Source organism: Janthinobacterium saanense (assembly GCF_014200675.1).
In the GTDB taxonomy this organism is placed as follows: domain Bacteria; phylum Pseudomonadota; class Gammaproteobacteria; order Burkholderiales; family Burkholderiaceae_D; genus Janthinobacterium.
This window is the reverse complement of record NZ_JACHCI010000008.1, coordinates 79,128-90,790: the sequence shown is the minus strand read 5'-3', so window position 1 is coordinate 90,790 and position 11,663 is coordinate 79,128. Positions and strand designations below refer to the sequence as shown.

The following is an 11,663-nucleotide window of genomic DNA, read 5'->3' as shown; positions in this document are numbered from 1 at the left end:
GGCCCCTTACGCTGCGACTGCGGCCGAGGTGGCCTGTGCGGCGGCAGGCCCGGCAGCGCCCTGGCGGGCGGCATTGCGGACATGCAGGAAATACACATCTTCCAAGTCCGGCGCGATCTGCACGAAGCCGCTGTCGGGCTGGCTGTCGGCAAACACATTGATTTGCGGTTTGCCGCCCACCAGGCGCGTCGACAGCACATTGAAACGTTCCTGGTATTGCGGCAGCTCATCGCTGGTGACGCTGCGGCGCCAGACCTTGTTGTGCAGGGTATCGATGGCGGCCTGCGGTTCGCCGTGCACCAGTACTTCGCCCTTGACGATCATGGCCATGCGCGGGCATAAATCGGTCACGTCTTCCACGATATGCGTCGACAAAATCACCACCACCTGCTCGCCGATCTTGGCCAGCAGGTTCAGGAAGCGGTTGCGCTCGTCCGGGTCCAGGCCGGCCGTCGGTTCATCGACGATCACCAGGCGCGGCGCACCGAGCAACGCCTGGGCGATGCCGAAGCGCTGGCGCATGCCGCCCGAATAGGTGCCCAGGTTGCGCTTGCGTGCTTCCCACAGATTGGTTTGCTGCAGCAAGGCTTCCACCGCTTCCTTGCGCGGGCCTTTTTCCGTCAAGCCTTTCAGCACGGCAAAGTGATTCAATAAGGTTTCCGCACTGACTTTCGGGTACACGCCGAAGTCCTGCGGCAGATAACCGAGCTGGCGGCGCAAGCCTTCCTTGTCCTTGAGCACGTCGACGCCATCGAAAGTAATGCTGCCGCTATCGGGATCTTGCAATGTCGCAATCGTGCGCATCAGGGAAGACTTGCCCGCCCCATTCGGTCCCAGCAAGCCGAACATGCCGTTCGGTATCTCAAGACTGACGTTGTTGATGGCCTTGACGCCATTGTCATAGGTTTTGTTCAGCTGTTTAATCGATAGCATGTGCAGCGCTCTCCTGGGCTTTAGATAGGGTGGTGCAGACCGGGTCGCCAGCGTCATGCGCAGGCCACCGCCGGTTTCCGCCGTTGCGTGGATATTTATTTCTCGGCAACAATACTTTACATCGTTCCGTGAGGAAATAATGACTTTTGCGACAGGCTGTCGCAATTCGGTAACGAATGACGGAAATACGAGGGTGGAAGGCGGGGAAGCAGGAGGGCAATGGCAGAACTGACTCCGCAGAGCGCGGAGCCAGTAGAGACGCGTTTAGAAACGCACTTTCACATAGGCCGATGGTCCGGCCAGGCGTATGTTCAGGTCGGCATTATTATCGCTGTCGCGGTTCAGCTTGATTTTCGAGATGCCATAGTCGGCCACGAAGCCGATGTTCTTGAACGGAAACCATTCGAGACCGATATTGCCGCCGTAGATATGGCCATTGATGCGGCCGCCATTTTTCTTGATGCCCGACGCTTCCGCATACATGCGCAAGTCTGGCGTGAAGGCGTGGCGCCAGCCGATTTCCAGCAGCGGCGCAAATGCGTGTTCGCTGATGGAATCACTGGCGCTCGCTGTTTGTCCATTCACAATACCGCTTGCCGTGCCATCCAGATGGGCGCGGTAATACGCGGCGCCCAGGCCGATGCCGAAGGTATCGTTGCCTTCGCCCAACCACCATTTATAGGCCAGCTTGGCCAGGTCCAGCTCCAGGTCCGCATTGGCGGTAGCGGTGCCGGTGACTGGCTGGCCATTGATGGTGGTCTGGCCCGTCAGGGTAGGCGTGTAGGATTTGTCGTAGCGGTAGTAATCGAAGGCCAGGCCGTGCCGGTCGCCGATCAGCAAATCGGCTTTGACCCGCGGTATGGTGGTATGGTTGGGATTCGATTCCGGTGCATCGATACGGCCAAATTGCGTGTCTGCCCCGATATTGATGCGCGGCTCCGCATAGAAAGCGCCCAATGAAATGCTGGCGCGGTCCAGGGTGAGCGATGGGTCGGCGCGGACGGTGGTGCTGGCAGCGCCTGCACTCAGTATCCCCAGCATCATGACGCTGCGCAAGCCGAAGTGGCGCAAGCGTGGTGGAGAAAGGCGGGCGGGCGCGGACGTGGCAAACATGGAGGCTCCTTTGCTATGTGGATGGCGTAGCCGCAAGGTTGGGGCGGCTACACAGTAGAAAAATAATAGCAATTCAATCAAGTTGTTGACGTAGCCGCACGGCGCAAGTCGCCGTCGGAATTGTCCTACTGGGACTTAAAACAAGGGGAACCGTATGAGAATCGCCGCCATTTCCGATATCCATGGCAACCTGCAGGTGCTGGACGCCGTGCTGGCCGACATTGCGCGCTGTGGCGTGGACGTGATCGTCAACCTGGGCGATATCGTCTCGGGTGGTCTGCAGCCGAGCGCCACGGCGGCCCGCCTGATGGCGCTTGATTTCCCCACCATCGCTGGCAACCACGAGCGCCAGTTGCTGGGTGACCTGGCGCGCATGGGCAAGTCTGACCGCTATGCCCGCGAGCAACTATTGCCGCAGCAACTAGAATGGATCGCTGCGCTGCCGGCCACCTTGCGCCTGACGGAGGATGTATTGCTGGTACACGGCACGCCCACCAGCGACCTGGTGTATTTTCTCGACACGGTCACGCCGCAAGGCAGCCGCGCCGCCACGCCAGACGAGGTGTTCCAGCGCGCCGGTACGACGGACGCGGCCTTGATATTGTGCGGTCACACGCATATGCCGCGCCAGGTGGAGTTGCCTGACGGGCGGCTGATCGTCAATCCCGGCAGCGTGGGCTTGCCGGCCTATGACGACGACCATGTTTACCCGCACGTGATGGAAAACGGCACGCCGCACGCGCGCTACGCCATCGTCGAACGCGATGCGCGCGGACGCTGGTCGGCGCAGTTTCATGCGGTGGAGTATGACTGGGAAGAGGCGGCGCAGCTGGCGCTGGCCAACGGCCGCCCCGATTGGGCCGTGCCTTTGCGCACGGGCAAGGTTGCTTGACGGTTTGTTTGCTTATCTGAACTCTTCCGCCACTAGGTTGTACTTCTGCATCTTGTGATACAGGGTCTGCTTCGGCAGTCCCAGCACGCTGCTCACTTCTGTGACGTTGCCCGCATAAGCGCGCAGTTCCTGCTCAATCAAGGCGCGTTCGAAGCCGTTCACCTGTTCGGCCAGCGACAAGGGACTGGCCGTTGCACCCGCCAGCAGGCTGGACGCGCCGCTGGCGATGCCCAGTACGAAGCGGTCGGCGATATTGCGCAGTTCGCGTACATTGCCGGGCCAGTTGTGCGCCATCAAGCTGCGCATTTGTGCGCTGGACACCACGGGCGCGGCGCGGTTGTAGCGGGCTGCGGCAGCCAGCACGAAGTGTTCGAACAGCATGGGGATATCTTCGCGCCGGTCGCGCAGCGGCGGCAAATGCAGCACGATCAAATTCAAGCGGTAATACAGGTCGCTACGGAATTTCTGTTGCTGCGACAATTCTTCCAGGTCCAGCTTGGCAGCGGCGATGACGCGCACGTCGACCGGCGTGGGCAGGTTGGAACCCAGGCGTTCGATATAGCGTTCCTGCAGCACGCGCAACAATTTGACTTGCAGCGCCAGGGGCAGGCTTTCTATTTCATCGAGAAAGAAGCTGCCATGATCGGCATGCTCGATCTTGCCCACTTGCCGCTTGGCTGCGCCCGTGAAGGCGCCCGGTTCGTGGCCGAAGACTTCGCTTTCGAAGATGCTTTCAGGAATCGCTCCGCAATTGACGGCGACAAAGTTGTGTTTGCGGCGGTGGCTGAAGTCATGCAGGCAGCGGGCCACCATTTCCTTGCCGGTACCGGTGTCGCCATAGATCAGCACATCGGCCGGTTCATCGGCCACGTCGAGTATCAAACGGCGTATGTCGCGCATCGCCATCGAATTGCCCAGCAGGCGAGCTTCGATGCCGCCGCCGTCTTCCAGCTGGCGGCGCAGGCTGTGTACTTCCAGCATCAAGCGCCGCGTTTCCAGTGCGCGCAGGATCACGTCCACCAGTTGTTCCGACGAATACGGTTTTTCAATGAAATCGTAGGCGCCCGTGCGCATGGCGTGCACAGCCATGGTGATGTCGCCGTGGCCCGTGACGAGGATCACGGGCAGGTTGGCGTCCAGCTTCTTGACGGCTTGCAACAGTTCCAATCCACTCATGCCGGGCAGGCGCACATCGCTGACGACGATGCCGGGAAAACCCGGTGTCAGCAATTTATACGCCAGTTCGGCCGAGTGGAAGGCCAGCACGTCCAGGCCGGCCAGCTGCAGCGCCTGTTCGCTGCCTTCACGTACCGTGGGGTCGTCTTCGACCAGCAAGACCTTCAAGCCTTCAAACATGTTTTTCCTCTTGCCTTGCAATCTGTAATTCGATGGTGAAGATGGCGCCGCCGCCGGGCGCGTTTTCGGCGCGCAATAGCCCACCGAACTGGCGCGTAATCTGTTCGGAAATGGCCAGCCCCAGTCCCAGCCCCTGGCCTTGCGGCTTGGTGGTGAAGAAGGGTTCGAACAGGTGTTCATATACTTCCGTCGACAAGCCCGGCCCTGTGTCGGCCACGTGTATCAAGACTTGCTCTGCGGTGCATGCTACCGACACGCGCAAGCTGCGCACCTCGCTGCCATGCATGGCGTCGAGCGCGTTGGCATACAGGTTGACCAGCACCTGCTCCAGGCGGTTGCTTTCGCACATGGCGAAGATGTCGTCGGGCGGCAAATGCAAGGTGAAGCGCACGTTTTCCACCTGCAGCCGGCGCTCGACCAGAAATAGCGCATTGCTGATGGCGGTCGGGATGGAGACGGACGTCAGGCTGGTGGTCGATTTGCGCGCAAACACTTTTAGTTGCCCCGTGATCGTGCCCATCCTGGCGGCGATCTGCGATATCTTGGCCAGGTTGCGTCGCGCATCGTCGAGCCTGCCCCGTTCCAGCAGGATCACGGCATTGTCGGACATGGTGCGCAGGGCCGTCAGCGGCTGGTTCAGTTCATGCGTGATGCTGGCCGACATCTGGCCCAGCACGGCCATCTTGCCCGCCTGGAATAACTCGTTTTGCGTGATGTGCAATTTTTGTTCCGCCTTGCTGCGCACCTCGATTTCCTGGCTCAGGCTTTGCGTCATGGCGTTCAATGCCGAGGTGCGCTCCTCGACCATGGTTTCCAGGTTGTCGTAAGCGTGCTGCAAATCTTCGCGTGCGCGCAATTTCTGCGCCACGGCTGCGCGCCGCTGGCGCAAATAAAAGAACAGCAGCATGAAAAAGCCCAGCAGCACGCAGGAAAAAGCGGTCGCTGCGCGCGCGCTGGCTTTGGCCTGCGACAGGTCGGACAGATAAATAAACGTCCAGCCATTGGGCGACTTGAGCTTGATCTGGGTCATCACGCTGGAGGTGGTTTTGGGGGGGCCATCGGCACGCTCTTGTTCGCGGATGGTGATCACGCGTGCGCCATTGCCCAGCTGGCGGTCGGAAATGAAGGGGATGGGTTCCAGCTGCTTCGAATAATACTGGCGCGTGCGGTTGAGCTCTTCGACCACGTCGGCCGACAGCGACGCCAGGGTCTTGTATTTCCAGTCGGGCATGGAGCTGAGAAAGATCACGCCATGCTCATCGGCCAGCATCACTTTATCGGCCCCTTGCACCCAGCGCTTTTCCAGGTTTTCCAGGTTCAGCTTGACGGTGGCCAGGCCCAGCATGCGGCCATTTTGATAAATGCCATGGGCAAAGAAATAACCGGGTTCCAGCCGCGTCGTGCCCACGCCATAAAAGCGCCCCGGCGTGCCGCGCAAGGCATCCTTGGCATAGGGGCGGAAGGCGATATTGTCGCCTATAAAACTGTCCGGCATACGCCAGTTGCTGGCCGCGCGCGTGTTGCCATCGAGGTTGCTGATAAAAATCGTCGACGACTTGGCCTGGGCATTCATTTGCTCCAGATAATGGTTGACGCTATCGACCAGGACCGGATCTTCCGGGTGCTGCAGCAAACGGATGACATCGCGGTTCAGCTCCAGGGTCTTGGGCAGGAAATCGTATTTTTCCAGCGCGTTTTCCAGGCTGCTGATATACACCTCCAGCCGCTGCGCGCCGCTGGCCTGCAGCTTGCCGATGGCGATGCGTTCAGTCCAGAAATACACCAGCCAGACGATCGCCAGGCAGGCAGCCAGCACCAGGCCCCAGGCCAGCGCCTTGCGGCCCGAGCGCTGCAGCAGGCGCTGGCGCCAGGAGAGAGGTGGTTTGCTGCTATTCATAGGCCCACAGTATCGCATCAAGCTGCTGTAAAGATAAAAAAGCCGCCGGATCTGACTCCGGCGGCCTGGGTAGTGCGCAAGCAGACAGCATCAGAACGTATGACGTATACCCAAATTGAAGCCGCTGTTGCCGGTGCCATTATCGGTTGCATTGCCGACCGTAAATGTGGCGCCGTTCTTGTTGCTGATATGGCCGTAGCCGGTGTACAGGTCGCTACGCTTGGACAGCGAATAAAACGCGCCGATGGCCCATTGCTGGGCGTCACGGTTCAGTACGCTTTTGTCGTTGTGGCGGATATAGGAAGCGACCAGCTTGGTGCGGCCAAACGGCGCGCTAAAGCCCAGCAGCAAGTCATTGCTCTTGCTCTGATCGAGCGCGCGGTTATCGGCATAGCCAAAGTTGACTTGCAGTACCTTAAAATCGTAGCGCGCGGCCAGCAAGGTGTTGCGCGTTTGCTGGGTTGCCAGGATGTTGGCCACGACGTTATCCTTGCGGTGATGCGCGAGGGTCAGGTTCAGCGGGCCATCGATGTAGTGCACGGCGCCGCCGATGCTGCGGTTTTTCACATTGCTATCGGCCGCTTCGCCAAAGCCGTAGGCCAGGTCGGCCGACAGCTTGTGGTAGGTCGGCGTGCTGTATTGCAGCATATTGTCGACGCGCAAATTGCTCACCATCAGGTTCGAAGCAGTGCCAGCCAGGCCGATGGCGAAAGGATCGGCCACGTCGCGCAAGGCCAGGTAGTACGGCGAATACTGGCGGCCGGCAGTGACGGCGCCGGCGCTGCCGGACAAACCCACATACGCCTGGCGGCCAAACAGCAAGCCGCCCTGGCCGGTCGTGCCGGTGTCGATGTTGTAGCCGTTTTCCAGCACGAAGCTGGCAGCCAGGCCACCGCCCAGGTCTTCCCTGCCCTTGAAGCCGATGCGCGAGCCTGATGCAACGCCGCTGGCGATGCGGTTCAGGCGTTCGCCGGCGGCGTCTTTGTCCAGCACCAGGCCGGCGTCGGCAACGCCGTAAATGGTGACGTTGGACTGCGCCAGGGCGCCGTTGCAGGCGCCAAGGCCCAGCAACGTAATCAACAATGCTTTTTTCATGAGTACCTCAGGCGTCAGGATGCAAGACCCTGGCCCGCGCGTGGCGGACCAGGATGCCGGGATCAAGCCTTGCTGGCGTGATCGGCTTCGCCCCAGTGGCTTTCCGTGTTCTGGCTGGCGGCGTTGGCAGCGGCGGCTTCTTCTTCCGTGGCCAGGCCACCTTCCCATTTGGCGACCACGGCGGTGGCAACGGCATTGCCGACCGCGTTGGTGGCCGAACGGCCCATATCGAGGAATTGGTCCACGCCCATCAGCAGCAGCAGGCCCGCTTCTGGAATATTGAACTGGGTTAAGGTCGCAGCGATCACCACCAGCGAAGCGCGCGGTACGCCGGCGATGCCTTTCGAAGTCAGCATCAGCAGCAGCAGCATGGTGATCTGGGTACCGATCGACAGGTCGATGCCGTAAGCCTGTGCAATGAACAGCACGGCAAAGGTGCAATACATCATCGAGCCATCGAGGTTGAAGGAGTAACCCAAAGGCATCACGAAGCTGGAAATCTTGCGGTCCACGCCGAACTGGTCCAGCGCTATCAGCAGTTTCGGGTAGGCTGCTTCCGAACTGGCGGTCGAGAAGGCCAGCAGGAATGGTTCGCGGATCAGGCTGACCAGCTTGAAGATGCGCGGGCCGATGACGAAGAAGCCGGCCGCGATCAGCAGCGCCCACAGGCAGATCAGGCCCAGGTAGAAGCCGCCCATGAATTTGGCAAACGTGAGCAGCACGCCCAGGCCGTGGGTGGTGACGACGGAAGCCATTGCAGCGAATACGGCCAGCGGCGCCATGTTCATGATGGTGCCGGTGATGCGCAGCATGACTTGCGCCAGCTGGTCGATTACCTTGGTGAGCATCTTGCCCGATTCGCCCAGGCCGGCCAGTGCGCCGCCGAAGAAGATGGAGAACACCAGTACTTGCAGGATTTCATTATTGGCCATCGCCTCGATCGGCGATTTCGGCACCAGATGCGTGAAGAAGTCTTTCATGGTGAAAGCGGCTGTCTTCAGATTGGTGCTGGCGTGTACGTCCGGCAAAGGCAAGCCCAGGTTGGTTCCCAGCTGCATCAAATTGGACAACACCATGCCCAGCGCCAGGGAAACCAGCGAGGCGACCATGAACCAGCACATGGCTTTCAAGCCGATGCGGCCAGCCGTCTTGCCGTCGCCCATGTGGGCGATACCGACCGTCAGGGTGGAGAACACCAGCAGCGCGATGATCATCTTGATCAGGCGCAGGAAGACATCGGTGACGATGGAAATATTGCCAGCGATGTCAGCGCTGACTTTGGCATCCGGGAAAGCAGTGTTGCATCCATAACCCACGCCTATGCCCAGTATCATCGCAATCAGGATGTACAGGGTTAATGGCCGTTTCTTTTTCATATTGACTCCTCCAGATGAAGCGCCGCTGCGAGCGGATTATTTATTAATGTTGAGCAATGAGTAACGCAGGTCTGGCTTTACTCATAAGCAATTTCTTGTGTGTTTGCGTGTTGTCATGCTCTTACATAGCAAAGGATATGCCTGAAATCGTGTTTTGCCACGCAGATATGTAAGGGTATGATTTCATGCTGTTTTTTTGTGGCAGCCGCATTGTAATCGCATCCCAGGCTGGCTTGCATGTGCAAATTATTGGACGACAATGGGGCAGGCCGTATGACTTTTCATACAAAGGCGCTTCCATGCACCATCAATGACAATGTTTTTAAAATAAAAAAAGCCCCTCCGCCAGGGAGGGGCTTGCAGGATCGGCTTGCCAAGCCAGCTTGCCAGCCTATTTAAATCAGAACTTGATATTGGCCGTCAGGCTGAACGAGCGCGGCTGGCCTGGCGTGTAGCGAAAGCCGCTCTTGTTGATGGCCGCCACATAGACCTTGTCGGCCAGGTTGTAGGCATTGAACTGCAAGTCCAGGTTCTTGGTGATGGGGTAAGTGGCCATGGCGTCGAAGACCCAATAGCCATCGATGCGTGCCGGCGTGCCGATCGCGCCATCGGTGCCGCGCAGCATGTCGCCCACATAGCGGGCGCCGCCGCCCAGCTTCAGGCCGAAGGGCAGGGTGTACGAGGTCCAGCTGGTGAACGCCTGTTTCGGTGTATAGCTGAGGTTATTGATGCCCGACGCCGTCACTACCTTGCCCGACTCCACCTCGGTATTCATGCGGGTGTAGCCGGCGCTGACCAGCCAGTCGCGCATGATTTCACCGACCACGCCGATTTCCACGCCCTGCACGCGTTTCTTGCCAGTCTGGTAGTACAGGGTAGGGATGACGGGATCTTGCTCTACGTCATTTTTGACCGTGGTCTGGTACAAGGCCGCCGTCAGCGACAGTTTTTGTTTCAGCAAGTCCCACTTGCCGCCGAGTTCCTTGGTGGTGGTTTCTTGCGGGTCATAGGTCGGATTCTGGGCACTGCTGGCCGCTGCGCTCAGCGCAAAGTTGACGCCCGGTGGTGCTTTCGAGCTGGCCCACAGCGCATACACGCTGCTGTCGGCGGTTGGCTTGTACGACACGGACAGCTTGCCGTTGGCCAAGGTGTTGCCCAAGGTCAGATGGGTAGGAATAGGCGTACCCACTGGCAAAGGCTGGACCACGCCGGCCGCTACCGCCGTTTGCAGGGTGACGGCGTCATAGGTGGTGTTGAAATGGTCGAAGCGCACGCCGCCATTGACACTCCATTTGTCGCCCAGTTTGATGGTGTCGAAGGTATACACGCTTTGCGTGTTGACTTCGCCTTCGGTATAGGCGCCGCTGCGCACCGGATTAAACCCCGTGACCGGGTCGTTGGGATTCGGGTGGTACAGATTGGCGGGCGCCAGGGTGCCCAGGCTGGCCGGCACATAGCTGTAGTTAGTCTGCTTTTCGCTGGTAAATTCGAGGCCGGTCACCAGTGTGTGTTTCAGCGTACCGGTGTCGAATTGCGCGGTCACGACGGTCTGGTTGGTCAAAATCGTGTTTTCCTGATCCTTGACCGTGCGCAGCGAGCGCGCCAGGGTCCAGGTCGACGGATCGGTGGCCACCGGTGTCGCCAGGTTGGCCGTGCTGCCCATGAAGGACGTCAGCAGATAATCTTCCTTGGTTCTGCCGTAGCGCGTGGTGTTTTGCAGTTGCACGGTGGGCGAGAAGTCGTGCTCGATGCGCACGGTGGCCATGTCGGCCTTGACCTTGTCGTAATCCGAGCTGGAACCGTAGAAATTGTTGGGGTCGACCTTGGCGGCGCTGTTCAGGAAAGTGCGCACGACTTTATTGGTGGCGGTAATGGTATCGGGCGTGGTGTAGCCGGGCAAGCCGATGGTCGGCACGCCGCCATCGGGCACGTTATTCTGGTCCACGTGCAGATAACTGGCCGTGATGCGGGTCGGTTTGCCGATGCCGAAGGTGATGGTGGGGGCCACCGCCCAGCGCTTGTTCTTGACGTCATCGCGGGCCGGGTTGCCGCTGTTCTGGTCCAGCAGGTTCAGGCGGAAGGCGGTGCCGCTGTCGGCGTCGATGATCCGGTTCCAGTCGGCCGTGGCGCGTTTCTGGCTGCCGCTGCCTGCCGTCAACAATGAATTGAAATTGTTGTCCAAGGTCGCCGTCTTGCTGACCAGATTGATCGAGCCGGTCGGCGAGCCGCGTCCGTTGTCGGTGCTGGCCGGGCCCTTGAGCACGTCGATTTGCTCGATATTGAACACATCGCGCGAGATGGACCCCACGTCGCGCACGCCATCGACATAAATATTGCCCGAGGCATCGAAGCCGCGCATGTAGACGGCGTCGCCCGTATTCGTGCTGCCGTTTTCGCCGAGGAAGAAAGTCCCCACGCCAGGCGTGTTGCGCAGCGCATCGGTCAAGGTCACGGCGCCTTGCTGCTCGATCAATTCCTTCTTGATCACGACGATGGTTTGCGGCGTATCGACCAGTTTTTCCGTGTATTTCGGTGACGACGCTTTTTCTGCCTTGAAATCATTTTCCTTGACGCTCACCACCTTGATTTCGCTCAGGGTTTGCTGCGATGCGGGCGCAGCCTGGCCGGCCGGATCGGCGGCAGCGTCGGCCGCGTGTGCGGCCACGGGCAGCAGCATCACTGCCAGCGCGGCGCCGATCTGCTGGTTGAAACGGGACGACACATGTTTGCGGCTCTTGATTGCCATTTTTTGCTTTCAATAATCTTGCAGTAATTCCTGGCTGGCGCTGCAAGACGATGCTGGGCAGATGGCTGGCGATGGAGAGAATGGGAGACATTGTAATAATCGGTAGCTGATTCGTAAATGAGAATCGTTATCAGTCTCGTTTACGCAACGAATCGGCGTAGCAAGAAAAAAACGCTGTGATATCGCATGAATTCTTGCCGTGCGGGCCACTTTACTGCTACGCGCGCAGGCGTCCTGAAGCGGGAGTATGATGAG

Annotated in this window: 8 protein-coding genes; 1 reads left to right on the top strand and 7 read right to left on the bottom strand. The window is 59.5% G+C overall.

The genetic code is table 11. The annotated features are described in order from the left end of the window. Positions 1–6: 6 nt before the first annotated feature. Together HDE72_RS13105 and HDE72_RS13100 are read right to left on the bottom strand one after the other, a co-directional pair. Positions 7–933 carry an ABC transporter ATP-binding protein gene (locus HDE72_RS13105; protein WP_183741487.1) on the bottom strand — a complete coding sequence of 309 codons (927 nt, stop codon included), beginning with the start codon at positions 931–933 and terminating at the stop codon, positions 7–9. 264 nt (positions 934–1,197) lie between these two features. After that, on the bottom strand, positions 1,198–2,046 hold the full coding sequence (locus HDE72_RS13100) for a hypothetical protein (protein ID WP_183741485.1): 849 nt from the start codon (positions 2,044–2,046) through the stop codon (positions 1,198–1,200). A gap of 154 nt (positions 2,047–2,200) precedes the next feature. Here HDE72_RS13100 and HDE72_RS13095 point away from each other — a divergent pair, with 154 nt between their 5' ends. After that, the gene (locus HDE72_RS13095) at positions 2,201–2,938 is read left to right on the top strand and encodes a metallophosphoesterase family protein (protein WP_183741483.1); all 738 of its coding nucleotides are present in this window, start codon (positions 2,201–2,203) and stop codon (positions 2,936–2,938) included. Positions 2,939–2,950: 12 nt separating this feature from the next. Here the strand turns inward: HDE72_RS13095 and HDE72_RS13090 are convergent, their stop codons facing one another. From HDE72_RS13090 to HDE72_RS13070, 5 genes are all read right to left on the bottom strand, one after another. After that, positions 2,951–4,294 (bottom strand): sigma-54-dependent transcriptional regulator, encoded by a 1,344-nt coding sequence (locus HDE72_RS13090; protein ID WP_183741481.1) that lies wholly within the window; start codon positions 4,292–4,294, stop codon positions 2,951–2,953. Further along, the gene (locus HDE72_RS13085) at positions 4,287–6,191 is read right to left on the bottom strand and encodes a sensor histidine kinase (RefSeq protein WP_183741479.1); all 1,905 of its coding nucleotides are present in this window, start codon (positions 6,189–6,191) and stop codon (positions 4,287–4,289) included. Before HDE72_RS13085 ends, HDE72_RS13090 begins: the two co-directional genes overlap by 8 nt. Before the next feature lie 90 nt (positions 6,192–6,281). Then, the gene (locus HDE72_RS13080) at positions 6,282–7,286 is read right to left on the bottom strand and encodes a porin (protein WP_183741477.1); all 1,005 of its coding nucleotides are present in this window, start codon (positions 7,284–7,286) and stop codon (positions 6,282–6,284) included. A 62-nt stretch (positions 7,287–7,348) separates the two neighbouring features. Continuing rightward, positions 7,349–8,662 (bottom strand): dicarboxylate/amino acid:cation symporter, encoded by a 1,314-nt coding sequence (locus HDE72_RS13075; protein ID WP_183741475.1) that lies wholly within the window; start codon positions 8,660–8,662, stop codon positions 7,349–7,351. A 400-nt stretch (positions 8,663–9,062) separates the two neighbouring features. Beyond that, positions 9,063–11,408: a catecholate siderophore receptor Fiu gene (locus tag HDE72_RS13070; RefSeq protein ID WP_183741473.1), complete on the bottom strand. Its 2,346-nt coding sequence runs from the start codon at positions 11,406–11,408 to the stop codon at positions 9,063–9,065. Between the last annotated feature and the right edge of the window lie 255 nt (positions 11,409–11,663).

What these genes read in the sequence shown, in the direction of transcription:
- HDE72_RS13085 (WP_183741479.1), bottom strand. Translation starts at nt 6,191, where the DNA reads ATGAATAGCAGCAAACCACCTCTCTCCTGGCGCCAGCGCCTGCTGCAG.
- HDE72_RS13080 (WP_183741477.1), bottom strand. Translation starts at nt 7,286, where the DNA reads ATGAAAAAAGCATTGTTGATTACGTTGCTGGGCCTTGGCGCCTGCAAC.
- HDE72_RS13070 (WP_183741473.1), bottom strand. Translation starts at nt 11,408, where the DNA reads ATGGCAATCAAGAGCCGCAAACATGTGTCGTCCCGTTTCAACCAGCAG.
- HDE72_RS13100 (WP_183741485.1), bottom strand. Translation starts at nt 2,046, where the DNA reads ATGTTTGCCACGTCCGCGCCCGCCCGCCTTTCTCCACCACGCTTGCGC.
- HDE72_RS13105 (WP_183741487.1), bottom strand. Translation starts at nt 933, where the DNA reads ATGCTATCGATTAAACAGCTGAACAAAACCTATGACAATGGCGTCAAG.
- HDE72_RS13090 (WP_183741481.1), bottom strand. Translation starts at nt 4,294, where the DNA reads ATGTTTGAAGGCTTGAAGGTCTTGCTGGTCGAAGACGACCCCACGGTA.
- HDE72_RS13075 (WP_183741475.1), bottom strand. Translation starts at nt 8,662, where the DNA reads ATGAAAAAGAAACGGCCATTAACCCTGTACATCCTGATTGCGATGATA.
- HDE72_RS13095 (WP_183741483.1), top strand. Translation starts at nt 2,201, where the DNA reads ATGAGAATCGCCGCCATTTCCGATATCCATGGCAACCTGCAGGTGCTG.